Source organism: Kitasatospora sp. RG8 (genome assembly GCF_017813315.1).
Taxonomy (GTDB): domain Bacteria; phylum Actinomycetota; class Actinomycetes; order Streptomycetales; family Streptomycetaceae; genus Kitasatospora.
Genome location: NZ_JAGIYX010000011.1, coordinates 44106 through 68389 on the forward strand (window position 1 = coordinate 44106; position 24284 = coordinate 68389).

The following is a 24284-nucleotide window of genomic DNA, read 5'->3' on the forward strand; positions in this document are numbered from 1 at the left end:
GGCGCGACGCCGGCCCGGGCACCGTGCTCCTCGCCGACGTGCGGAGGCTGCCGCACCTGCCGGCCGCCGCCCGCCGTGCGCGGGGCGGGGGAGGCCTCTAGTCTTCGGAACAGGGCCCGTCGGCGGTGGCGACTCCCGCTGTCCGGCGCACTTCCCTGTCAGTGCCACCTCTGCGGAAGGCAGCCAGGCATGTCCACACAGTCAGAGACCCCCGTCCTCGACACGCTCGCCGCCATGACGGTCGACTCGCTCGAACGTTGCGGCCTGGACGAGCGGACGCTCATCCTCACCAGGATCGCCGCCCTCGCGGCCATGGACGCACCCGCGATCTCCTACCTCGCCCACGTGGGCCCGGCCGTCGAGGCCGGGCTGACGGTCGAACAGTTGCAGGACGTGCTGGTCGCGGTCGCGCCCATCGTGGGCACGGCCCGCGTCATGGCGGCGGCGGGCCACATCACCGAGGCGCTCGGCATCGCCATCGCCGTGGCCGAGGTGGCCCAGGTCGAAGCGCAGAGCAAGGCGGAGCCCTACTGATCCGCTCCTCAGGGATCAGCCCTGAACAGGCCGTCGGTGCGAAGGCCACCCCGGGGTCTCCCCGGGGTGGCCTTCCCGTGTGCGTCCCGGGGAGTGCCGGTCGGCCGTCCACCGCGCTCCCGGCGGTCACCACGTGGAGGGCACCGGCGGTGCGGCTCCGCCGCCGTCCGCGGGGCGGCGACAGGGCGCGTCCGGTGCCCGGCCGGGCCAGTATGGAGGAGGGCGCGGGTCCGCCGTCGGCTCGAACGAGGTTGTTGTGATGGGCATGCCGCCACATGCGTCGCCGCGGTCCGGACACGAGGCCGCCGAGGTGATGGAAGGGCGCGGCCTCGCGGTGCTGGCGCGGATCCTGCGGTCGGTGCCGGACCGGATCGGTGCGCACCTCGGCGGCCTCTACGTGCTGTCGGAGGACCGGCGCCAGCTCGAACTGGTCATGACCTTCGGGGCCGCCCGGCAGTTCACCCGACCGTGGCGGCACGTCGGCATGACCGCGCCGATCCCGATCGTCGAGGCGGTGCGCACCGGCCGGACGGTCTGGGTCGCCGGTCCCGAGGAGATGGCCCGCCGGTACCCCAGCGTCGCGGTCGCCATGCCGTACTCGTTCTGCCTCGCGGCCGTTCCGCTCGTCGCACAGGGGACCGCCCACGGGGCCCTCTTCGTCCTCTGGCCCGCCGCGCACCCCTCCGAGCTGTCGCCCCGTGAACGCGACGGGCTCGAAGCGCTCGCCCGGCAGCTGGCCGGGCCACTGGCGGTGGCGGCCCGGGCGGGCCGTCCGATCCGGCCCGGCCCGCGCCCCGCGGTGGCGGAGTACCGTTCCGCCGGCCCGGGCAGCACGATGGCGGCACGGCTGCCGGAGGGCGTCTGCGAGATCGACCTGGACGGCCGGCTGGCCGCGGTCACCCCGGCTGCGGCCGGGCTGCTCGGCGAGCCGGTGGACCGGCTGCTGGGCGTCCGGCCGTGGGAGACGCTGCCCTGGCTGCGCGACCCGGTGTACGAGTACCACTACCGCGCGGCGGTGATCGGCGGGCAGTCCACCTCCTTCGTCGCCCTGAGGCCGCCGGACCGGTGGCTCTCGTTCCAGCTCTTCCCGGACGCCTCCGGGGTCACCGTACGGGTCGTCGAAGCCGCCGAGGTCACCAGTGACGCCGAGGCCGGCCGGCGGGCCGGGGCCCCCGCCGAGCGCGTGGTGCACACGCGGCCCGGAGCGCTGTACCACCTCCTCCACCTCGCCGGTGCGCTGACCGAGGCCGTCAGCGTGCAGGACGTCGTGGGCATGGTCTCCGAGCAGATCCTGCCGGCGTTCGGCGGGCAGGCCGTCGCGGTGCTGATGGCCGAGGGCGGCCGGCTGCGGATCGTGGGCCACCGCGGGTATCCGCCGGGCCTGGTCGACCAGTTCGACAGCACCCCGCTGACGGAGTCCACGCCCGGCGTCCAGGCGTCGACCAATCCCGTGCCGGCGTTCTTCGAGACCCGGGTGGAGCTGGAACGGCTCTACCCGGACCGCCACGAGACGCAGGACGGGATGGCCGCCTGGGCCTATCTGCCGCTGGTGACCTCGCGCCGGCTGATCGGCACCTGCGTGCTGGCCTTCGCCGAGCCGCACCGCTTCGACGTGGAGGAGCGCGCCGTCCTCACCTCGCTCGGCGGCCTGATCGCCCAGGCCCTGGACCGGGCCCGGCTGTACGACACCAAGCTCCTCCTCGCCCACGGCCTCCAGGAGAGCCTGCTGCCGCACGCGCTGCCCACCGTCCCGAGCCTGGAGATCGCGGCCCGCTACCTGCCGTGCACCGAGGACATGGACGTCGGAGGGGACTTCTACGACCTCATCCGGGTCGGCGCGGACACGGTGGCCGTGGTGATCGGCGACGTCCAGGGCCACAACGTCAACGCCGCCGCGCTGATGGGCCAGGTCCGCACCGCCGTCCGCGCCTTCGCCGCGGCCGACCCCGACCCGAGCACCGTGCTCGCCCGCACCAACCGCCTGCTGGCCGACCTGGACACGGCCCTGCTGGCCAGCTGCATGTACCTCTGCGTCGATCTCGTCCACCGCGAGGCCCGGCTGGCCAACGCGGGCCACCCCGTGCCCCTGCGGTACGACCCGGACGGCAGGGCGGCGGCGCTGGAGCCGCTCACCGGCATGGTGCTGAACGTCGACCCGGAGGCCGAGTACCCGCAGATCCGCGTCGGGCTGCCGGTCGGCACCACCCTGGTCCTGTACACCGACGGCCTGATCGAGACGCCCGGCGGCGATCTCGACCAGGCGCTGGCCGAGCTCACCGCCACGCTCGCCCACCACGGCGACGAACCGCTGGACCGGCTCGCCGACGCGCTCGTCGGCCGGGCCGGGCACGCGCAGCACCGCACCGACGACATCGCCCTGCTGCTGGTCCGGTCCGTCCCCCGGTGACCCGCGGCGGCGGCGCCGGCCGCCGGGGCCGCGGTCCCCCGTGCGGCGTAGGCCGGCATGCGGGCGGCCGCGGCGCTGCCGAGACTCGGGAGTGCGCAAACGGGGACGTCTGCGGCGTCCGGGACGAGGGGGCCCGCGGTTCCGGGTACGGGCCGCAGCCACCGTCGCCCGTGCGGGCGGAGAACACGGCGGGGCCTCGTGGCGCCTGCCGGACCCGGGAGGAGCTGGTGCAGGCGGTGGCCGACAAACGTGCGAAGCGGATCGCGAAGTTCATCAAGCCGCTGCGGGTGAAGCCGGGTTCGGAGGTGGACCTGGAAGCCGACTTCGACCCGCGCTACAAGGCCGGTCTGAAGAAGCGCGAGGGCGCGGAGCTGTTGCGCTCCGGCGTCTCCCTGCTGGCGGAGTACCAGGCCAGGCTGGCCGCCCAGGACACCTACGGGGTGCTGCTCTGCCTCCAGGCGCTGGACGCCGGCGGGAAGGACGGCACGATCCGCCACGTGATGAGCGGGGTGAACCCGCAGGGCGTCCACGTGAGCAGCTTCAAGGTGCCCTCCGCGGAGGAGCTCGACCACGACTTCCTGTGGCGGTACGCGCAACGGCTGCCGGCCCGGGGCGACATCGGGATCTTCAACCGGTCGCACTACGAGGAGGTGCTCGTGGTGCGGGTGCACCCCGAGGTCCTCGACCGGCAGAGGCTGCCCGAGGAGGCGAAGGGGCCGGGGATCTGGGAGGACCGCTACCGGGCGATCAACGACTGGGAGCGGTACCTCACCGAGAACGGGTTCAAGGTGGTGAAGATCTTCCTGAACCTCTCCAAGGAGGAGCAGCGCACCCGCTTCCTCAAACGGATCGACCTGCCCGAGAAGAACTGGAAGTTCTCCGCGGCCGACATCCGCGAGCGCGAGCGGTGGGACGACTACCAGAAGGCGTTCTCCGAGATGCTGTCGGCCACGAGCACGCCGTGGGCGCCCTGGTACGTGGTGCCGGCCGACCGGAAGTGGTTCGCGCGGATCTGCGCGGCGGCGGTGCTCGCGCACACGCTGATCGGGCTCGACCCGCAGTACCCGACCGTCGGCGACGAGGCCCGGAAGGAGCTCCGCGCGGCCAGGCGCCGGCTGGAGGAGCAGGCCCCCGAGGGAGCCGCCGACGACCCGTACGCGGCGGCGCACCCGGTCGGCCGGGACGGCCGGCCGGGCGGATCCGGATCGTGAGGAGCGACGATGGCGGAGCAGGCTGACCAGTCGGGACCGGCAGGCTCCGTCCCGTGGTACGCGCGGCCGCCGGAGGAGGTCGTGGCCGCCCTCGGGGCGGACCCGGCGGCGGGGTTCACGGCCTCCCGGGCGGCCGAACTGCTGGCCGCGAACGGGCCGAACGCGTTGCCGGAGGAGAAGACGAGGCCCGACTGGCTGCGCTTCCTCGACCAGTACCGCACCTACATGCAGATCATCCTGGTGGCCGCGGCGATCGTGTCGTTCGCGATCAGGGAGTGGGGCACCGGCATCCTGCTCGTCGTCCTGACCCTGTTCAACGCGGTCGTGGGCCTGCGCCAGGAGGGCAAGGCCGAGAGCGCGATGAACGCGCTGAAGTCGATGATGGAGGCGACGGCGCGGGTCCGCCGGGACGGCACCGAGGCCGAGATCCCGGCCGAGCAGGTGGTCGTCGGCGACATCGTGCTCATCTCGGCCGGCGACGAGGTGCCGGCCGACGGGCGGATCATCGAGGCCAGCGCCCTGCAGATCGACGAGTCGGCGCTCACCGGCGAGAGCGTCCCGGCGGCGAAGGACGCCGGCACGCTGACGGCCGGGGGCGGCCTGCCGCCGGGGGACCAGACCAACATGGCGTTCATGAACACCCCGGTCACGCACGGCAGCGGACTGCTCGTCGTCACCGGCACCGGCGCCGGCACGGAGCTGGGCAAGATCTCCGGGATGCTGTCGGCCACTGAGAAGGAGCAGTCGCCGCTCACCAGGGAGCTCAACACGCTGACGCTGTGGATCGCGGCGGCGGCCGGTCTGACCATGGTCGTCATGTTCGCGCTCGGCCGCAGCCGGGACCAGGCGTGGGACGCCCTCTTCGTCAGCGCGGTCTCACTGGCGATCGCCGCCATCCCCGAGGCGCTGCCGACCGTCAGCCAGGTGATCCTCTCGGTCGGCAGCCTCAACCTGGCCAAGCGCCACGCGATCGTGAAGGAGCTGCCCTCCGTCGAGACGCTCGGCTTCACCTCGGCCATCAACTCCGACAAGACCGGCACCCTGACGATGAACCAGATGACCGTCGTCGAGGTGCTCAGCCCCACCGACCGCTACACCGTCTCCGGTACCGGCTACCGCCTCGAAGGGAAGGTCCACCACGCCGCCGGCACCTCCGCCGGCATCGAGGACGCCGTGCTGCCCTACCTGATCGCGAACGACGCCAAACTGGTGGACGGCGAGGTCGTGGGCGACCCGACCGAGGGCGCCCTGCTCGTCCTCGGGCACAAGGCCGGGCTGGACATCGAGGCCACCCGGGAACGCTTCCCCCGCCTCGCCACGCTGCCGTTCGACCCCGGCTACAAGCTGATGGCGACCTTCAACTCGACGGTGGACGCCGCGGGGCGCAGCGTGGTCCGGTGCTTCGTGAAGGGCGCGGCCCCCGCGGTGATGGACCGCGCCACCACCGCGCTCTCGGCCGGTACGGGCATCCCGTGGGACGCCGGCCTGAGCGGCAGGGCCCAGGCACAGACCGAACGGATGGGCGGCGAGGGGCGCCGGGTGATGGCCGCGGCCGTGCGGGACCTCGACCCGGCGGACTTCGACCCGGCCGGCGACCTGCTGGCGCTCGTCACCGACCTGCGGATGACCAGCCTCGTCGGCATGGTCGACCCGCCCCGGGAGGAGTCCAGGGCGGCGGTGGCCGACGCCCAGGCCGCCCACATCCGGGTCCGCATGGTCACCGGGGACGACGTGACCACCGGTGAGGCCATCGCCCGGCAGCTGGGCATCGAGGGCGAGGCCGTCCTCGGCGCCGACTTCGCCGCCATGCCCGAACACGAGCGGCTGACGCGCATCGACGACATCGGCGTGGTCGGACGCGTCGCGCCCGAGCACAAGGTGCTGCTCGCCGACACGCTCAAGAAGAAGGGCGACGTCGTCGCGATGACCGGCGACGGCGTCAACGACGCGCCGGCCATCAAGGCCGCCGACATCGGCATCGCCATGGGCAGCGGCACCGACGTCGCGAAGAACGCCGGCCGCATGGTCCTCGCCGACGACAACTTCGCCACCATCGTCTACGCCGTCGAGGAGGGCCGGAAGCTCTACGACAACCTCACCAAGTACATCCGGTTCGTCCTGGTGCTGCTGGTGACGTTCGTCCTGACCTTCCTCGGCGCCACCGTCCTCAACCTCGCGGCGGGAGAGCCGTTCACCCCGGCGCAGGTCCTCTGGATCCACTTCGTGGTCAACGCCCCGTTCGGCTTCGCCCTGGGATTCGACCTGGCGAGCCCCGGGCTGATGCGGCGCACCCCGCGCCCGCGCGGGGAGACGGTGCTGACCAGGCCCGTCGTGATCACCGTGGGCCTGGCGGGGCTGGCCGTCACCGTCGCGCTGCTCCTGCTGATCAAACTGGGCGAGTCGCACTACGGAAGCCTCCAGATCGGCAACTCGATCTCCTTCACCGCCTTCGCGCTCTGCCTGATCGTGGCGGCGTACGAGTGCCGCAGTGAGCGCGGCTCGGTGCTGAACGTCGCCACCTTCGACAGCAGGCAGATGAACCTGGCGGCCCTCGGCGAGTTCGTCCTGGCGGTGCTGGTCACCCAGATGGACGTGTTCCACCGCCTGCTGGGCACCACCGACCTCAACCTCCGGCAGTTCTGCTGGGCGCTGCTGGCCGCCGTCGCGCTCCTGCTGCTGTGGGAGCTGGGCAAGCTCCTCGCCCGCCGCCGGGCGTCGGCCCGCGGCTGAGCGCGGCTGCGCCCGCCACCGGTCCGGTCCGCCACCGGTCCGGTCCGCCACCGGTCCGGTCCGCCACCGGTCCGGTCCGCCGCCGCGCGGCCGGACGCCGGGCCGCCGCCGACCGCTACGGCGTGTCCCCGGCCCGGGCGCGGTAGGCGGCCACCGCCGTGGGGAGGGTGGGGAAGATCAGGTCCTCGCCGACGGACGTGCTCAGGCCGTAGGCGTCGAGCTCGTCGCGGAGGTCCTGCTTGACCCGGGCCAGCGCGAAGACGATGCCGCGGCCGGCCAGTTCGAGCCGGAGGGCGTCCAGTGAGTCCAGCGCGGTGATGTCCACCTCCACGTTCGCCTCGGCGTTGAGGACGAACCACCTCACCGGGTCCGGCTGGGCCGCCACGGCGGCCAGCGCACGCCGCCGGAAGTCCTCCGCGTTGGCGAAGAACAACGGGGAGTCGTAGCGGTAGACCACCAGTCCGGGAACGGTCCGGGCCTGCGGGAAGTCGTCGACGTCGTGCATCCCGGCGACGCCCGGCACGGTGCCGAGCACGGCGTCGTGCGGCCGCGCGACCCGGCTGAGCAGCTCGGCCACCGAGAGCCCCACCGCGACCAGCACGCCGTACAGGATGTCCAGGGCCAGGACGCCGGCCAGGCAGCCGACCGCCAGCAGCAGCTCCCGGTGCCGGAAGGAGGCCAGCCGGCGGAAACCGGCGATGTCGATCATCCGGACCGCCGCGAACACCACCAGGGAGCCCAGCACCGCGTCCGGGGTGTCGCGCAGCAGCGGCCCGAGGAACAGCAGCACGGCGATCACCGCGACGCCGGCCAGCAACGAGTACACCTGGGTGCGTCCGCCCGCCGACTTCGCCAGCGCCGTGCGGCTGGCGCTGCTGCTCACCGGGAAGCCCTGGAAGAGGCCGGCGCCGATGTTGACCGCGCCGAGGCCCAGCAGCTCCTGGTTGGCGTCCGGACGCCGTCCCTCGCCGGACGGCTCGAAGGCGCGTGCGGTGAGGATGAAGTCGGTGTAGCCGACCAGCAGGATGCCCAGGGCGGGAAGGAGCAGCCGGTTCAGCTCGTCCAGGTCCGGCAGGCGGGGGCGGGGCAGCCCGGCCGGGATGTCGCCGATGACCGCGACACCGTGGTCCTTCAGGGAGAACGCCGCCGACACCGCCGTGCCGAGCACGACGGCCAGCAGCGGGCCGGGCAGCCGCGGGAGGAAGCGGGCCACGAGGAAGAGGAAGAGCAGTGTGGCGGCGCTGAAGACGACCGTCGCCACGTGGGCCCCGGACAGGTTCGACACGAACGACGCCAGCTGGGGGAAGAAGCCCTCCCCCTTCACCTCGACCCCGGTGAGCTTGGAGAGCTGGTCCACCATCATGATCAGGGCGACGCCCGTGAGATAGCCGGTCAGCACCGGCCGGGAGAGCAGATCGGCGACGAATCCGAGCCGGGTCAGCCACGCCAGGACGCACAGCAGCCCGACCACCACCGCGAGGGACGCGGCCAGCGCCGCGTAGCGCCCGGTGTCCCCGCCCGCCAGCGGTCCGACCACGGTGGCGGTCATCAGCGCGGTGGTCGACTCGGGGCCGACGGACAGCAGCCGGGACGAGCCGACGAGGGCGTACAGCGCGATCGCCGGCAGGATCGCCCAGAGCCCGGTGACGGGAGGCAGACCGGCGACGGAGGCGTACGCCATGACCTGCGGCACCAGGTAGGCCGCCACGGTGATGCCGGCCAGCAGGTCGCCGCGCGACCACTCGCGCCGGTAGCCGCGGAGCACGGAAAGCCCCGGCAGGGCCGGCACCACGCGGCGCCACCCTTCGTCGCGGGTACCAGCAGTCATGGGGCTCCCTCCTCGCCGGGGCCTCATCATGCCTCGCGAAGGGCCGGGGCCCGGGGTGGCCGGGCCGGGGAGGCGGGAGGTCCGCCGGACCGGGGAGGTGGCCGGGCCTTCCCGGCGGTCGGGTGCAGGGCCGGGGTCGGGTGAGGAGCCGGGTGTGCGCCGGGTGGTGGGCCGGATCAGCGCAGCTCGGTGGACCAGTGCGGGTCGCGCCCGGTGAGGGCGAGCAGCAGCTCCTGGGCGTCGGCGCCGGGCGGCGTGGCGTGCGGCGGGTCGAACCGGCCGGTGCCGGCGAGGTCGCGGTAGCCCTGGAACTCCACGAGCGCGTACCGGGCGGCGCCCACCGGCATCCGGCCGGTCTCGCCCAGCGCACGGGCGAGGTCCCAGCCGTGCACCACGGTCTCGGCGGTGAGTTCACGGGCGTATCCGCCGACGTCGCGCAGCCCGTACGACAGGTGGACCAGGAGATCGGGGGCGCCCGGCACGTTCAGGGCGCGCAGGGCGCTGCCCACGGCCATCGTCCACACGCCCAGGGGGTTGCGACCCAGCACGTCGCCCCGGAACCGGCGGCCGATCTGCTCCGGGGTGTAGCCCGCGGCCGCCTGACAGACCCACAGGTGCTGTGCCGCGAGGTGGTTCACCAGCGCCCGCACGTCCCAGTCGCGGCACGGCGTGGGCGCCGTCCACCGGTCCTCGGGCACGGCCTTCACCAGCCGGGTGACCTCCGCCCCGGCCGCGGCGTAGCGCTCGCGGACCTCAGCGTGGAATCCGATCGGGTGGGGACATTCCATCGCCGGGCCTCCATTCCCTGCCCTGCTCACTCCCAGTGAACCGCTACCGGGCGCGATCCGCCAGGTAGGCGACGGGGAGACCTTCGGCGGGCACGGACGGTGAGCGCACCGCCGCCCCGGGGCAAGGGGCCCGGCCCGCGACCTTCCCGGCCCGCGACATCCCCGGCCCGCGACGTCCCGGCGGCTCAGGTGGCCCGGAGGTAGGCCAGCACGGCGAGCACCCGGCGGTTGCCGCTCTCCGGCGTCGGCATGCCCAGCTTGGAGAAGATGTTCCCGATGTGCTTGTTCACCGAGCTCTCCGTGATGAACAGCAGCTCGGTGATGGTGCCGTTGTTGCGGCCCTCCGCCGTCAGCGCCAGCACCTCGCGCTCGCGCGGCGTCAGCGAGGACAGCGGGTCCGCCCCGGCCCGGCGGGCCATCAGCTGTGAGACGACCTCGGGGTCCATGGCCGTGCCGCCGTCGGCGACCCGCTGCAGCGCCTGGAGGAACTCCTCGGCGCGCCCCACCCGGTCCTTCAGCAGGTAGCCCACGCCGGCGGCGCCGCGGGCGAGCAAGTCCGTCGCGTACGCCCGCTCCACGGCTGTTCGGCGGCGTCGGCTACGCCCAACCAGTGCCGACGCAGATCAGCACGTAGCCCGCGGCAGGGGGGAAGCGGGTGATCGTCCGGCGGGCCCGCCGGACGGGCCGCAACCGTCGTAAGGCGGCAACCCCGGCTGCCCGCACGGTCTTTGGGGGCCTCCGCGTCGACATTTCGATCACCCTACCACCGGCCCCGGCCCGGTCCCCGGCGGCGGTTTCGGAGGCCGGGGGCGGTCGGGTGGCCACGGCGGGAGTCGTCATGGCGCGGGTGGCCGGCGGTGCGGGCGACCCCGCCCGGACGCCGTCCCCGGCCGTCCGGCCCCGGCGGACCGGGCGGACCGGGTGGCCGGGGAATTACGCCGCCGGGAATCCGAATTCCTGACGCCCGGTCATTTGCCGCGGAAATGCGTGACCGGCCGGGGGCGTGCGGCCGGTCGCTGTACGAGACCGTAGGGTCACCGGAATCACGGGAAATAACAATTGCCTCCGAGGGCTGTCCGGAATTCCGTCGGGGCCCTAGGCTGCGGCGCGTGTCGATATTCCGAAGACTTCGCGCTTCCGGCCCGCGCCTGCTGCCGGAGCTCGACGACGTCAAGCTCGGCCGTGTCCGGCGGCAGCTGAATTCCCCCGGAATGCCGGGCCAGGTCAGCATTCAGGTCGACCAGGTCGAGCGGCTCCTCCAGGAGGCCGGCGCGGACTGGGACAGGCGCGGCCACCGCATCGCCGTGCTCGCCGAGGCCGCGGCGCCCTCGGGGGTCTCCCGCACCTGGCGGCTGCGCGCCCCCCGCGGCGGCGACCCGCTGGTGTTCGAGGCGTGGGTCGAGCTGGTCCGTGGCCGGCACGCGGGACGGATGGAGGACGCCGCTGCCGCCGCCGGGTACTGCCACCGCGCCGCCGAGGCCCTCCCGGACGACCCGACGCCCTGGGTGGCGCTGCTGGGGATCCTGCGCCTGACCCGCGCCCCTTCCCGCGAGCTGTTCACCGTCTGGCACGAGGTGACCTCACGCGACCCGTGGAACCGGGAGGCCCACCTGCAGATGCTGCGCTACCTGTCGCCGGAGGAGTGCGGCTCGCGCAGCAGCCAGCTGGATTTCGTGCACGCCGTCCGGGCCGGTGTGCCGTCGGCGGCGCCGGCCACGGGGGTGGAGCTGACCGCGCTGGTCGACGAGCACGCCCGCACGCTGGCCCGCGGCGGGGTCGAGGGACTGCTGGTGCGGCGGCAGTGGTCGAACCACCGGGCCGCCGGCGCGCTGGACGCCGCCCTGGCCGGCTGGCTCGTCCCCGGCCGGCTCGCGTACGCGGCCGCCCGGGCCGACCTCAACCTGCTCGCCTACGCCCTGGTCCAGGCCGGCCGCGTACGCGAGAGCGGGACCGCCTTCGAGCTGATCGGCGAGACGGTCACGCCCTGGCCGTGGTCCCTCGACGGCGAACCGCTCCGCCAGTTCGGCTACTGGCAGTCCAAGGCCCTGGCCTGACCGGCCGCCGGCCGCGCGGGCGTCCCGCGACGACGCGGGGCCGGGGCGTGCGCACGCCCCGGCCCCGCGCGGAGGCGGCCGGTCAGACCCGGTCGGCCGCGATCAGGACGTACTGGAACGAGCCGTCCTTGTAGGAGTTGATGAACGCCTCCTCGATGCCCGTGACGAGCGAGGAGGTGGCGCGCAGCTCCCAGTAGGGCAGGGTCGCGGGGGTGAGGTCGATGACGGCCTGCGGCACGAGGCGGTTGTCCGCCATGGCGCGCAGGTACTCACGGCGGGAGTGGATGTTGCACTCGAAGTGCGCGTTGATCTGCGACACCCACTTCGACGGCTGCCCGTAGGCGGGGTTCCAGCAGCCCGTGATGGTCACGTAGCGGCCGCCGACGGCGAGGATGCGGGAGTGCTCGGCGAAGAGGTCGTGCAGGTCGACGTACATGGTGGACTCGTTGTTCCACGAGCCCGCGATGCTGCCGTTCTCGAAGGGCATGTCGAGCATGTTGCAGACCTGGGCGCGGACGGAGCCGTCGATGCCGAGCTCCCGGGCGCGCCGGTTGCCGAACTCGGCCTGCTTGGCCGACAGGGTGACGCCCTCGACCTTGCAGCCGAAGCGCTGGTGGGCCATCACGCTGGAGCCGCCGCGGCCGCAGCCGGCGTCCACCAGGGTGTCGCCGCGCCGGATGTCGCCCAGGTGGTCCAGGAGCACCTCGGCCTGTGCGGACTCCAGCCGGTGCAGCTCGGTGATGACCTTCTTCTCGCGCTCGCTGTCGCCCGGGTCGCCGAGCGCGGCGTGGTCGACGTCGCCGATCCCGTAGTGGTGGTGGTACAGGCCGTCGACGTCGCCGAGGCGAAGGTTCACCGGCCGGGCCTCGTGGTCCCAGTAGCGGGCGATGTCGCCCTGGTACGGGGTCGCCGGGCCGGGCACGGAGGCGGTGGCGGCAACGGAGGGGATGTCGGTCGTGGTCACGGATAAGCTCCTTGGTTACCAGAAATCGGGCAGGCTGTAGCGGTAGGTGTTGGTCTGGTGCCAGTAGTGGTTGCCGTCGACCCACACGGCGACGCCGCGCAGGAACCGCACCAGGGACGGGGAGGGCCAGGAGGCTGCCAGGGCGGCCGCCTCGGCCTCGAACTCGTGCATCAGGTCGTTGTGGACCTCGACCGCCTTCAGGTAGGCGTCGCGGTCGCTCTTCTCCTCCTGCTCGGCGATCACCACGGGCAGGTTCAGGTGCCGGCCGGGGCTGGCCAGTTCCTTGGTGTAGGAGTACAGGTCGTTGACGATGGTGGTGGCGTTGGACGCCAGCGCGATGACCCGTTGGAGGGCGGGCAGCGCGTGGAGGTCGGCGGGCAGTTCGTAGCCGCCGACGGTGTCCGTGATGGTCGGGCACGGCCGGAAGTTGTTGAACTGGCGCATCGACAGGTACTCCCACACCGCGGGGACGTGGTCCGTCTCGGCCCAGGCCGCCTCCGCGAGGTAGCCCAGGTGCAGGCGGGCCATGTCGTGCCGGAACCGGTCGGCCTGCGACGGCGTCGCCGCGCGGGTGAAGTAGTCCATGGCGGAGCGGTAGGCCCGCCGGGGGGCGTCCTCGTGCAGCGACTCCGCCCAGGCCGGGTGGTACTCCGGCGTGGTGTGCAGGGGGTCGAGGGCCGTGTGGGCCAGCAGGAGGCGCCCGCCGAGGCCGACGGGCGAGCCCCCGTGGTCCTCGCAGTAGCAGTCGTCGACCGCGTTCTCGGCGGCCATGAGCCGGGCGGCGATCATCAGGTGCTCGATGTCGGGGGCGTCGGGGTGGCAGGCGACCATGTAGCGCCCCACCGAGAAGCCGTCGAACTGGTCCTCCCACTCCGGCGGGTAGAGCTGGACCTCGTCCAGCGCCCAGGCCTTGATCCGGCGGCCGACCTCCGCGACGCGCTCCGGATCGGGCTCGGCGACCGGGTGGTGGTACAGGCCGGGGATGGGATCGCCGGTCTTCGGCCGTGCGTCGCGCCGTCCCGGGTGCAGGCCCGCCGTCCCGAGGCCGCTGGGTCCGTTGAGGATCCGGTCCAGGGCCGTACGGCTCATGACCGTGCCGCCGGGGCATCCACGCTGCTGCTCTCCATGCTGCTCTCGGGTCCGGTGTCCGCGGACATGGCGGGGCCTCCCTCTGTGAAGGACTGCACGTCGAAGGACTGCCCGTCGCGGGACGGCGGGTCGAAGGACACCGCACGTCATGACGGGTCGTCATGTGGCATGGCAAGAAGGGGGTCGCCGCATCGGGTGCCCCTTGTCGCTTGCTGATCAACGGTAGGCGGGGAGGCGCACGCGGGGGCGCTCCGGAGTGCTTCCTGTACCCGATAGGGTGAACGTTTGCGATTACCAGGTTTGAAGCGCGCGGGCAGCGCTCGGCGCCGTCGCGCAGTGCTCCTGTCGGAAGATCCGGTGCGCCGGTGGTGGCCGGCTAGCGCTGCGGCGCGGCGGTTTCGGGGAAGGCGCGGCCCAGCAGCGTGCGGAGGGTCACGCGCTCGTCGGGGGTGAGCTCCTCCAGTGCGGTGAGACTGGACATCAGCTCGGTCCGGATGCGGCGGACGGTGAGCTCGCCCTGCTCGGTCAGGACGATGTTCTTGATCCGGCGGTCGGCGGGGTCGGCCTCGCGGCGGACGAGCCCCTGGGCCGTCAGCCGGTCGACGATCCCGGTGACGTTCGAGGCGTCGCAGGCCAGCAGCTCGGCGAGGGTGCGCATGGGCCGGGGGCCGCGCAGCAGGCTGAGCGTCTTGCCCTGCATCAGGGTGAGCCCGTGCCCGGCGGCCACCGTGGCGAAGTGGCGGTAGTAGGCCGCGGCCACCCGTGCGAGCTGGTCCATCAGCTCGTCGGGGGAGGGCGGCGACACGGGCCGGGGCGTCTGGGGCATGCAACCAGCATAGGGAGGATGCTTGACATCCTCAACCATCGAGGTCTACCGTCGAAATTACTTGAAGACATCAACCATCTAGGACTTCAAGCCTCCCGGAAGGACCGCGAGACCCTCATGACGCACACCCCGACCCCCGCCGAGGCGGACATCCCCGCCCTGGTCGCCCGCCTGCGCGCCACCTTCGACAGCGGCCGGACCAAGCCGCTCGCCCGGCGCCTGGACCGGCTGGCGGCCCTGCGCGCCCTGCTCACCGAGCAGGCCGAGGTGTTCCAGCAGGCGCTGGCCGCCGACCTGGGCAAGAGCGCGACGGAGGCCTACCGCACCGAGATCGGGTTCGTGCTGAACGAGCTCGACCACACCGTGGCACACCTGGAGGAGTGGCTCCGGCCCAAGCCGGCCGCCGTCCCGGGGTTCTTCCAGCCGGCCGAGGCCCACGTGGTGCGCGACCCGCTCGGCGTGGTGCTCGTCGTCGCGCCGTGGAACTACCCGCTCCAGCTCGCGCTGGCCCCGCTGGTGGGCGTCCTGGCCGCCGGCAACACCGCCGTCGTCAAGCCGAGCGAGCTGGCCCCCGAGACCTCCGCGGCGATGGCCCGGCTGCTGCCGCGCTACCTCGACCCGGAGACCGTGGCCGTCGTCGAGGGCGCCGTCCCGGAGACCACCGCCCTCCTGGAGCAGCGCTTCGACCACATCTTCTACACCGGCAACGGCGCCGTCGGGCGGATCGTGATGGCCGCGGCCGCCAGGAACCTCACCCCGGTCACCCTGGAGCTCGGCGGCAAGAGCCCCGTCGTCGTCGAGCCCGGCGCCGACCTGGCGGTCACCGCACGGAGGATCGCCCAGGGCAAGTTCCTCAACGCCGGCCAGACCTGCGTCGCCCCCGACTACGTCCTCGCCATCGGCGAGAGCGCCGCCGGGCTGGAGAAGCACCTGGCCGACGCCGTCCGGGAGATGTACGGCGACGACCCGGCGGCCAGTCCGGAGTACGGCCGGATCGTCAACGAGCGTCACTTCGACCGCCTGGCCGCCCTGCTGGACGACGGGCGGACGGTCACCGGCGGCGGGCACGACCGCGCCGCCCGCTACCTCGCCCCGACCGTCCTCGCGGACGTCTCCCCGGACGCCGCCGTGATGCGCGCGGAGATCTTCGGCCCGATCCTGCCGATCGTCGCCGTGCCCGACCTCGACGCGGCCATCGCCTTCATCAACGAGCGGGACAAGCCGCTCGCGCTCTACGCCTTCACCGAGTCCGAGCGGACCAAGCGGCGGCTGACCGAGGAGACCTCCTCCGGCGCGCTCTCCTTCGGCCTCCCGGTCTCCCACCTGGCCATGCCCGAGCTGCCGTTCGGCGGCGTGGGCGAGAGCGGCATGGGCCGCTACCACGGCGAGTACTCCATCGACACGTTCAGCCACACCAAGGCCGTGGTCGACAAGCCCCTCGTCGACCGGCCCGTCGCCGACCGGCCCCGTGCGTGAGGTGCCGGGCGTACCCGACGTGCCTGAGGTGCCGGGCACACCCGACGTGCCCGAGGCGCCTGCAGCGTCTGCCGCGCCCCTGCCCCTGCCACTGATCGAGCCCCTGACCGTACCCCTGCCCGTGCCCCAACGGGACCGCCTCCCCGGGAGAACGATGTCCGTGACCACCACCGTCGACCACGCCGCCGGCATCGCGGCCGAGACCGCCCGCTTCGTCGCCACCGTCCGGACCGCCGATCCGGCGACCCCGGTGCCCAGTTGTCCCGGATGGACGCTGACCGACCTGGTCCGTCACGCCGGAAGTGTGCAGCGCTGGTTCACCGTCCTGCTGCGGCAGCGGATCCAGGAGCCGCCGCGCAGCCGCGAGGTGGACCTCCGGCTGCCCGAGGGCCCGGACGGCTACCCCGACTGGCTGGACGACGCCGCGGCGCAGGCCGCCGCGGAGTTCGCCTCGGGCGACCTCGACGAGCCGATGTGGGCCTGGGGCGCCGACCAGCACGCCCGGTTCTGGGTGCGCCGGATGCTGTTCGAGACCCTGGTGCACCGCGTGGACGCCGAGCTCGCGCTGGGCCTGCACCCCGGCATCGACCCGGCCCTCGCGGCCGACGGGGTCTCGGAGTTCCTGACCAACCTGCCCTTCGCCGCGTTCTTCGCGCCCGGGACCGCCGCCCTCCGGGGCGCGGACCGGACCATCCGCTTCACCCGCACCGACGGGGACGGGGACTGGCTGGTCCGGCTGCGCCCCGACGGCTTCGGGCTCGACCCGGACGGCGCGGGCGCCGTCGCCGACGGGACCGCCGACGGGACCGCCGACGTGACGGTCCGGGGCACCGCCGCCGACCTGCTGCTGTTCCTCTACGGCCGGCTGGACCGGTCCGCGGACCGCATCGAGGTGCACGGGGACGAGGAACTGCTGGCGCACTGGGTCGCCAACTCCGCCTTCTGACCGGCCCGCAGGCGCGACCGGAGGGTGGTCGGATGGCGGGAGTGGACCGTACGACCTAGGTCGTACGGTCCACTCCCGCCGGGGCCGAAGTCGGTGGTCGGATCCCCAGCGCTGTTTGTACGGTGACCATATGACTGTTGATCTGGAAAAGTACTTCGCCCGCATCGGATGGGCCGGGGAGTCCGTGCCCACCCTCGCCACCCTCCGATCCCTGCACCGTGCCCACGTCCACGGCATACCCTTCGAGAACCTCGACGTGGTCGTCGGTTCGGTGCCCTCGCTCGACGTCGCCGACCTCCAGGCCAAGCTCGTCGAGTCGTCCCGGGGCGGCTACTGCTTCGAGCACAACACCCTGCTCGCCGCCGTGCTGGAGCAGTTGGGGTTCGAGGTCACCCGGCTCACCGGCCGTGTCCGCCTCGGTGCGCGCCCCGGGGAGATCCGGCCGCGGACCCACATGGTGCTGGCCGTCGGGGTGCCCGGCGAGTCCGGCCGCCACCTCGCCGACGTCGGATTCGGGGCGATCGGTGCCCTGTTGGAGCCACTCCCGATGGTTCCCGGGGAGGTCCGCGAGGGTGCCGGGCGTCACCACCGCCTGGTCGTCGAGGAGCCGGACGGCCCCGCCCCCGTGTGGGTGCTCCAGGCGAGGACGGGCGACGCCTGGGAGGACCAGACCGCCTTCACCCTGGACCCGGTCCCCGCGCCCGACATCGCGATGTCCAACTGGCACGTGGCGACCCACCCGCGCTCGCCCTTCAAGCGGATCTACGTCCAGGGCACCCGCGCCGACGCCCACCTTCGGCTCGAAGGGGCGACCCTGACCCGCACCGAGGCCGGAGGCGCGGTCTCGGTCCGGGAGTTGGACGGTGCCGAGGAGGTCGTCGAGGTCCTGGAGTCCGGGTTCGGGATCTCCCCGCCGCCCGGCCTCGGCGCGGCGATCTGACCGGCGTCCGACCGGAGCCCGTTCGGTGTCCGTTCGGTGTCCGACCGGAGCCCGTGCGGAGCCCGTGCGGAGTCTGATCAGCGTCTGATCGGCGTCCTGCCGGCGTCCGACCGGATTCCGGGGGCGGACCGGTGCGGTGTACTGCCTCGCGGTGATTCCCGTGCTCCGGGCCCCCGTTCTCAGGCGGGGCCGGAGCGGAACCGGAGGCGGTATTCCGTCGGTGTCGTGTTGAGCCTGCGGCGGAACGCCCGGATGAGCGTGTCCGTGGTGCCGAACCCGCAGGTGGACGCGATGCATTCGAGGGTCATGTCGGTGGACTCGAGCTGGTTGCGCGCCATTTCGACGCGGGCCGACTCGATGTAGACGCTCGGGGTCATGCCGAGTTCGGCCTTGAAGATCCGGGTGAGCTGCCGCTCGCTGACGTGGGCGAACGCGGCGAGGCCGGCGACGGTGTGCCGTTCGCCCAGGGTGCGGGTGATGTGGTGGCGGAGGTCCTCGATGCGCCGTGTCGTCGACACGGGCTCGAGGGGGACGCTGAACTGGCTCTGCCCGCTCGGGCGCTTCAGGTACATCACGAGCTGCCGGGCCACGCGCAGCGCGGTGGCCTCGCCGAAGTCGTCGGCGACGAGGGCGAGCGACAGGTCGAGGCAGGCGCTGATTCCCGCGCCGGTCCACACGTCGCCGTCGCGGATGAAGATCGGGTCGGCGTCGACCTCGATCTCCGGGTGCTCGGCGGCGAGTTGCTGCGCGGTCGACCAGTGGGTGGTGGCGCGCCTGCCGTCGAGCAGCCCGGCGGCGGCGAGGATGTGCGCCCCGACGCAGACGGAGGCGACCCGCCGGCTCCTGGCGGCGAGCGCCCTCACCCGGTCGACCACCGCGGGGTCGGTGAGCGGGCGGACGCGGCGCCGGTCGTCGATCTCGACCGCGCCGGGCACCAGGAGGGTGTCGACGGCCCGCGTGGACACCTCGTCGAACGTGACGTCGGGGAGGACGCGCACACCGGCGGAGGTGGTGACCGGGTCCAGGGTCTCGGCGGCGAGGACGACTTGATAGCCCGTGGCGTCGTCCGTCTCGCGCTGCACGAACGAGAACACCTCGGGCGGTCCCGTGACGTCGAGCAGGTCGACGCCCTCGAACAGGACGATGACGATGAGCCGGTTGACGGTGTTCACGGGTCTCCGCTGGTCGGCAAAGGTGATGTCGGTATCTGCATGTTAGACGGCATTGCCGCCATCAAGCGGCCGGCCGTAGCGTTCTGGACGGCGCAGCTCACCGAGGGTGAACTGCAGGACACGGCACCGGACCCAAGGCGGTATTCCCATGGCCACCACGACCCTGCGCGAGCTCAACGGCTTCGACGAGACGCCTGCCTCGCTCGCGGACTCGACCCTGATCCTGATCGACTACCAGAACACCTACGTCCGCGGCGTGATGGAGCTGGAGGGCTGGCAGGCCGCGCTCGACTCCGCGGCCGAGCTGCTGGCCAGGGCCCGGGCGGCCGGCGCGAAGGTCATCCACGTCATCAACGACGGCGGCGAGGGCACCCCGTACGACATCCGGGCGGAGATCGGCCGGATCCACCCGAGCGTGGCCGCGATCGAGGGCGAGCCCGTCGTCGTCAAGCACGTCCCGAACGGCTTCGCCGACACCGACCTGGGCAAGCACGTCGACGCGGCCGGCAACACGGACGTGATCCTCGCCGGGTTCATGACGCACATGTGCGTGACGTTCACGACGGCGGGCGCGTTCCTGCGCGGGAACCGGCCCACGGTCGTCGCCGACGCCTGCGCGACCCGGCCGCTGCGGTCGGGCGGCCACGAGCTGACCGCCGACCAGATCCACCACAGCGCGCTGGCGACGATCGCGGACCTGTACGGGGTCGTCGTGGAGTCCGGGAAGTCCCTGAGCTGAGTGCCGGGGGTGTACGGGTCGGCGGGCCGGCCGCACGGCGGGGCCGGCCCGCACGTCCGCGTCGCGGCGACGCCCGCACCGGCCCGGCCCGCCGGCCGTGGCCCGGGAGCTCAGTGCGACCAGTGGGCGTCCTCGATGTCCGGCTGGAGAGCGGCCGCGGGGCGGGCGGCGGCCGGGTCGTACTCGACGCCGTCGCCGCGGACGGACACGGTGAGGCCGAGCGTCTGGTCTGGGCCGGGCACGAGCTGGACGAAGACCCCGATGCCGTCGGGCGATTCGGCGCTGAAGTTGTAGTCCGGGCCCTTCTCCGGCTCGGAGGGGGTCCAGATCCACCCGCTCTCCTTGTAGCCGTGCGCCCGCCATTCGGCGGCGACGGCGTCCCGCAGCTCCGCGCGGTGGGAGGCGAGGATCCTGGTGCGGGCGGTGAGCTGTCGGTCGACGTGGGACAGCCTGCTCGGCACGCCGTTGGCACGCGGCCCGTACTGACGGACGTCGTAGCCGCTGTCGCTCAGCACCAGGTTCGGGCCGAGGCCGCCGACCGTGTCGCGGAGGGCCTGCTCGCTGCGTTCCCGGAACTGCGCCGAGGTGTGGCGCACGAGCTCCGGACCGGACTTCGGCGCGTACGGGTCGTCGAGCCCGATGGACCACCACACGCCCATGTTGAGGACCAGGACGGCGAGGACGATGGCGACCAGGCCCGCCACCGCCCCCAGGCAGCCCTTCGCCAGCCCCTTGTCGAACACTCCGGCCCCTTCCCCCGTCCCGCTCCCTACCGTCACCGTAGGCGGTCGGCCCGGGCCGGCGCCTGAGTACCCGTACTCAAAGGGGTTCCGACGGCCAAAGGGGTTCCGACTGCGCCAGGGCCGGTACGGGCGGCACGCGGGCGGGCACGCGGGCGGGCACGGGCGGAGTGGAGCGGGGGTGCCGGTTTTCGGGTCGCAAGATCATCTGTCGATATGCTGCGGGACCGCCGGGCACGTGGTGTGCCCGCAGCTGACCGAGGGATGGTTGTCGCGATGATGGGACCGGCACACGCGCTTTCCGGGGCGGCGGCCTGGCTGGGGGTGGGTGCCGCGGCTGCGGCCTGGGACCACCCGATGCCGTGGCCGGTGCTGCTCGCGGGAGCCCTGATCTGCGCCGGGGCGGCGCTGGCTCCCGACCTGGACCACAAGGCGGCGACGATATCGCGGGCCTTCGGGCCGGTCTCCCGGATGCTCTGCGAGGTGATCGACAAGCTCTCGTACTCGGTCTACAAGGCGACCCGGGGCAAGGGCGACCCGCGCCGCTCGGGCGGGCACCGGACGCTGACGCACACATGGCCCTGGGCCGTGCTCTGCGGCGCCGGGGCGTCGGCGGTCTGCGTGTACGGCGGGCGCTGGGGCGTGCTCGGGGTGCTGTTCGTCCACATGGTGCTCGCCATCGAGGGACTGCTCTGGCGGCACGCCCGGGTCTCCAGTGACGTGCTGGTCTGGCTGCTGGGCGCGTGCAGCGCCTGGATGCTGGTCGAGGTGCTCGACCGGCCCGGCAACGGGTCCGGGTGGCTGTTCACCGAGCCCGGCCAGGAGTACCTCTGGGTGGGCCTGCCGATCGTGCTCGGCGCGCTGGTGCACTGCATCGGCGATGCGCTGACGGTCTCCGGCTGCCCGGTCCTGTGGCCGATCCCGATCGGCCGCAGGCTCTGGTACCCGGTCGGGCCGCCGAAGGGCATGCGGTTCCGGGCCGGCAGCCGGGTCGAGATCAAGGTCCTGATGCCCGTCTTCATGCTCCTGGGCGGAGTCGGCGCCCTGGGCGCACTCGGCTTCATCGGCTGAGGCTTCGTCGGCCCGCGGGGTGCGGGGTGCGGGGTGCGGGCGCGGTGCGGGGAGCCCGGAGGGCTCGGGGCAGGTCCTTACGCGGCGCTGATTTGCGAACCCTTTACACTCCTGTAGAGCGCGCTGCGGTGCCCCGACCGGGCCCGCCCGCCGCACCGACCACCCTCGACGAAGCGAAGGAGTCGCGGTCCCCGCGATGGACGAGCCTCCCAGTGCCCACCGTGCCGTTCCCTCTCTGACAGGTCGTCCGCGTGCCGGGGCGGGGGTGGCACGGTGACCGAGGTCCTCCTGCTGCTCCTCGCGCTGGTGCTCACCGCCGCCTGTGCGGTGTTCGTCGCCGCCGAGTTCTCGCTGACCACCGTCGAGCGCGGCGCGGTGGAGCGGGCCGCAGAGCGCGGTGAGCGCGGCGCCGCGACCGTCCTGAAGGCGGTCGGTCGCCTCACCTTCCAGCTGTCCGGGGCCCAACTGGGCATCACCATCACCAGCCTGGTGATCGGCATGATCGCCCAGCCGTCCGTGGCCGCGCTGCTGCGCGGACCGCTGGAGGCGGTCGGCCTGCCGCACGGCGCCGCCGCGAGCCTCTCCGTGGTCCTCGGCGTGCTGCTGTCGACCGTCGTGCTGATGGTGGCGGGCGAGCTGGTGCCCAAGAACTGGGCCATCTCCCGCCCGCTCGCGGTGGCCAAGGCGGTGGCCGGGCCGCAGTACTGGTTCTCGGCCGCGTTCTCCCCGTTCATCGGGCACCTCAACAACACGGCCAACCGGGTGGTGCGCAGGCTCGGCCTGGAGCCCGCCGAGCACCTCGCCTCCGCCCGTACCCCGCAGGAGCTCGTCGCGCTCGCCCGGCACTCCGCCCGCGCCGGGGCGCTGGAGCCCGACACCGCCGAGCTGTTCGTCCGCTCGCTGAACCTGCGCGAGCTGACGGCGGAGAACGTGATGACCCCGCGGGTCGACGTCCGGGCGCTGGAGGAGCACGCCACGGCCGCCGACGTCGCCAACCTGACCCGGGCCACCGGCCTGTCCCGCTTCCCCGTCTACCGGGACAACCTCGACCACGTGGTCGGCGCCGTCCACATCAAGGACGCGCTGACCGTGCCCGCCGGCCAGCGCCACCTGCACCCCGTGTCGGAGCTCATGACCGAGCCGCTGCTGGTGCCCGAGACGCTCACCGTCGACCGCCTGCTGGACCGGCTGCGCGGGGAGCAGACGATGGCCGTCGTCATCGACGAGTACGGCGGCACCGCCGGGATCGCCACCCTGGAGGACATCGTGGAGGAGGTCGTCGGCGAGGTCGTGGACGAGCACGACCCGGCCGGGCCGGCCGACCTGGTCGACCTCGGCGAGGGCCCGGACGGCCGCCACCGCTGGGACGCCGACGGCATCACCCGCACCGACCAGCTCGACGCGATCGGCCTGCCGGGCACCGAGGGTCCGTACGAGACCCTGGCCGGGCTGATCGCGGAGCGGCTCGGCCGGATCCCGGTGCCCGGGGACACCGTGGACGCCGACGGCTGGACGCTGGACGTCACCGCCGTCGCCCACCACGTCGCCGAGCGCGTCCGCATCACCGCTCCCGCCCCCGAGGACGGCGACGAGGACGGCGACGGCGGCACGGGCACCGGCCGCCGGGAGGGCACCCGATGACCGCCGTCCAGCTCGTGATCGGCCTGCTCACGCTGGTCACCAACGCCTTCTTCGTCGGCGGCGAGTTCGCGCTGATCTCGGTGCGCCGCAGCCAGATCGAGCCGCGTGCCGAGGCCGGCGATCGCCGGGCCCGCACCGTCATCTGGGGCCTGGAGCACGTCTCGGCGATGCTGGCCACGGCTCAACTCGGGATCACCGTCTCCTCCCTGGTGCTCGGCGTGGTCGCCGAGCCGGCCATCGCCCACCTGCTGGAGCCGCCCTTCCACGCCGCGGGTGTCCCGGACGCGCTGATCCACCCGGTCTCGTTCGTCCTCGCGCTGGCCGTCGCGACCTACCTGCACATGCTGATCGGCGAGATGATCCCCAAGAACATCGCCCTCGCCTCGCCGGAGAAGGCCGCCTACCTGCTCGTGCCGCCGCTGGTGGCCGCGACCCGGGCGCTGCGGCCGGTCGTGTTCTCGATCAACGCGTTCGCCAACCGCATCCTGCGGATGCTGCGCGTCGAACCGAAGGACGAGGTCGCCTCGGTGTTCAGCGAGGAGGAGCTGGCCCGGATGGTCAAGGACTCCTCCGACGCCGAGCTGCTGAGCGAGCGCGACACCGCACTGCTCCAGGACGCCCTGGAACTGGGCTCCCGCCCGGTCTCCGAGGTGGTCACCCCCCGCGGGCGGATCGTCTTTGCGGGCCCCGGCACCACGCCGGAGGAGCTGGAGCAACTGGCCGCGCGGACCGGGTTCTCACGCTTCCCCGTCCTCTCCGCGGACCGGACGGTGACCGGCTACCTGCACATCAAGGACGCACTGGAGCAGGACGACGCCCGCGACCGGCCGTTCCCCGCACGCGTCCTGCGGCCGATCGCCCGCGTCCCGGCGTCCACCCCGCTGGACGACGTGCTCACGGCGATGCGCCGCTCCGGTACGCACCTCGCCGCAGCCGTCGATCCCGACGGCACCGCGATCGGCCTGGTCACGATGGAGGACGTCCTCAAGGAACTGGTCCGCCCGGTGCCCGCCGCGTCCTGACACCGCCCGGCGCCCCGCGGGGTGGGGCGCCCCGCCGGGCCGTCGCACCGGAACGAACAGGCGTGGGCCGGCCGTGCCGGGGAGTACCCCCGGCACGGCCGGCCCA

The 24284-nt window shown here is 73.2% G+C and carries 18 protein-coding genes and 2 pseudogenes; 12 read left to right on the forward strand and 8 right to left on the reverse strand.

From position 1 onward, the window contains the following. Window positions 1-189 precede the first annotated feature (189 nt). The 4 genes from J5Y04_RS18290 to J5Y04_RS18305 all read left to right on the forward strand — a co-directional run bounded on the left by J5Y04_RS18290 (window position 190) and on the right by J5Y04_RS18305 (window position 6882). Complete coding sequence (locus J5Y04_RS18290; protein ID WP_209413117.1) at window positions 190-534, forward strand: carboxymuconolactone decarboxylase family protein; 345 nt, start codon at window positions 190-192, stop codon at window positions 532-534. A gap of 259 nt (window positions 535-793) precedes the next feature. Continuing rightward, window positions 794-2941: a SpoIIE family protein phosphatase gene (locus J5Y04_RS18295; RefSeq protein ID WP_245205016.1), complete on the forward strand. Its 2148-nt coding sequence runs from the start codon at window positions 794-796 to the stop codon at window positions 2939-2941. Between the two features lie 236 nt (window positions 2942-3177). Next, entirely contained in the window at window positions 3178-4152 is a 975-nt protein-coding gene (locus J5Y04_RS18300) for a polyphosphate kinase 2 family protein (protein WP_209413118.1), read from the forward strand. Window positions 4153-4161: 9 nt separating this feature from the next. Beyond that, a complete protein-coding gene (locus J5Y04_RS18305) occupies window positions 4162-6882 on the forward strand; it encodes an HAD-IC family P-type ATPase (protein ID WP_209413119.1) in 2721 nt (906 codons plus the stop codon). Between the two features lie 115 nt (window positions 6883-6997). Here the strand turns inward: J5Y04_RS18305 and J5Y04_RS18310 are convergent, their stop codons facing one another. From J5Y04_RS18310 to J5Y04_RS18320, 3 genes and pseudogenes are all read right to left on the reverse strand, one after another. After that, a complete protein-coding gene (locus tag J5Y04_RS18310; protein WP_209413120.1) occupies window positions 6998-8710 on the reverse strand; it encodes a SulP family inorganic anion transporter in 1713 nt (570 codons plus the stop codon). 176 nt (window positions 8711-8886) lie between these two features. Next, window positions 8887-9498 carry a TIGR03086 family metal-binding protein gene (locus J5Y04_RS18315; protein WP_209413121.1) on the reverse strand — a complete coding sequence of 204 codons (612 nt, stop codon included), beginning with the start codon at window positions 9496-9498 and terminating at the stop codon, window positions 8887-8889. Window positions 9499-9683: 185 nt separating this feature from the next. Next, window positions 9684-10076, reverse strand: a pseudogene (locus J5Y04_RS18320) (LuxR C-terminal-related transcriptional regulator); the annotation flags it as partial. Between the two features lie 531 nt (window positions 10077-10607). On the opposite strand from J5Y04_RS18320, the gene J5Y04_RS18325 reads away from it, so the two are divergent. Beyond that, window positions 10608-11552, forward strand: coding sequence for a hypothetical protein (locus J5Y04_RS18325; protein ID WP_209413122.1), 945 nt, complete (start codon window positions 10608-10610; stop codon window positions 11550-11552). An 82-nt stretch (window positions 11553-11634) separates the two neighbouring features. Here J5Y04_RS18325 and J5Y04_RS18330 read toward each other — a convergent pair whose 3' ends face one another. The 3 genes and pseudogenes from J5Y04_RS18330 to J5Y04_RS18340 all read right to left on the reverse strand — a co-directional run bounded on the left by J5Y04_RS18330 (window position 11635) and on the right by J5Y04_RS18340 (window position 14431). Then, entirely contained in the window at window positions 11635-12516 is an 882-nt protein-coding gene (locus tag J5Y04_RS18330; RefSeq protein WP_209413123.1) for a geranyl diphosphate 2-C-methyltransferase, read from the reverse strand. A gap of 15 nt (window positions 12517-12531) precedes the next feature. Further along, window positions 12532-13584 (reverse strand): annotated as a pseudogene (locus J5Y04_RS18335) (family 2 encapsulin nanocompartment cargo protein terpene cyclase); the annotation flags it as partial. A 397-nt stretch (window positions 13585-13981) separates the two neighbouring features. Further along, window positions 13982-14431 (reverse strand): MarR family winged helix-turn-helix transcriptional regulator, encoded by a 450-nt coding sequence (locus J5Y04_RS18340; RefSeq protein WP_245205017.1) that lies wholly within the window; start codon window positions 14429-14431, stop codon window positions 13982-13984. 117 nt (window positions 14432-14548) lie between these two features. Here J5Y04_RS18340 and J5Y04_RS18345 point away from each other — a divergent pair, with 117 nt between their 5' ends. The 3 genes from J5Y04_RS18345 (at window position 14549) to J5Y04_RS18355 (ending at window position 17793) form a co-directional block, all read left to right on the forward strand. Then, window positions 14549-15907, forward strand: a complete 1359-nt coding sequence (locus J5Y04_RS18345) for an aldehyde dehydrogenase family protein (protein ID WP_209413124.1) — start codon at window positions 14549-14551, stop codon at window positions 15905-15907. Between the two features lie 154 nt (window positions 15908-16061). Further along, window positions 16062-16853 carry a maleylpyruvate isomerase family mycothiol-dependent enzyme gene (locus J5Y04_RS18350; RefSeq protein WP_209413125.1) on the forward strand — a complete coding sequence of 264 codons (792 nt, stop codon included), beginning with the start codon at window positions 16062-16064 and terminating at the stop codon, window positions 16851-16853. A gap of 130 nt (window positions 16854-16983) precedes the next feature. After that, complete coding sequence (locus J5Y04_RS18355) at window positions 16984-17793, forward strand: arylamine N-acetyltransferase (protein ID WP_209413126.1); 810 nt, start codon at window positions 16984-16986, stop codon at window positions 17791-17793. Window positions 17794-17972: 179 nt separating this feature from the next. On the opposite strand, the gene J5Y04_RS18360 is transcribed toward J5Y04_RS18355, so the two are convergent. Continuing rightward, a complete protein-coding gene (locus J5Y04_RS18360; RefSeq protein ID WP_209413127.1) occupies window positions 17973-18965 on the reverse strand; it encodes a GlxA family transcriptional regulator in 993 nt (330 codons plus the stop codon). A 148-nt stretch (window positions 18966-19113) separates the two neighbouring features. On the opposite strand from J5Y04_RS18360, the gene J5Y04_RS18365 reads away from it, so the two are divergent. Then, window positions 19114-19704: an isochorismatase family protein gene (locus J5Y04_RS18365; protein ID WP_209413128.1), complete on the forward strand. Its 591-nt coding sequence runs from the start codon at window positions 19114-19116 to the stop codon at window positions 19702-19704. A gap of 110 nt (window positions 19705-19814) precedes the next feature. On the opposite strand, the gene J5Y04_RS18370 is transcribed toward J5Y04_RS18365, so the two are convergent. Then, on the reverse strand, window positions 19815-20447 hold the full coding sequence (locus J5Y04_RS18370) for a hypothetical protein (protein ID WP_209413129.1): 633 nt from the start codon (window positions 20445-20447) through the stop codon (window positions 19815-19817). A 273-nt stretch (window positions 20448-20720) separates the two neighbouring features. Between J5Y04_RS18370 and J5Y04_RS18375 the strand changes: the two genes are divergently transcribed. From J5Y04_RS18375 to J5Y04_RS18385, 3 genes are all read left to right on the forward strand, one after another. After that, the gene (locus tag J5Y04_RS18375) at window positions 20721-21515 is read left to right on the forward strand and encodes a metal-dependent hydrolase (RefSeq protein ID WP_209413130.1); all 795 of its coding nucleotides are present in this window, start codon (window positions 20721-20723) and stop codon (window positions 21513-21515) included. A gap of 273 nt (window positions 21516-21788) precedes the next feature. Then, the gene (locus tag J5Y04_RS18380; RefSeq protein ID WP_209413131.1) at window positions 21789-23156 is read left to right on the forward strand and encodes a hemolysin family protein; all 1368 of its coding nucleotides are present in this window, start codon (window positions 21789-21791) and stop codon (window positions 23154-23156) included. Next, entirely contained in the window at window positions 23153-24178 is a 1026-nt protein-coding gene (locus J5Y04_RS18385; RefSeq protein WP_209413132.1) for a hemolysin family protein, read from the forward strand. Before J5Y04_RS18380 ends, J5Y04_RS18385 begins: the two co-directional genes overlap by 4 nt. Window positions 24179-24284 lie beyond the last annotated feature (106 nt).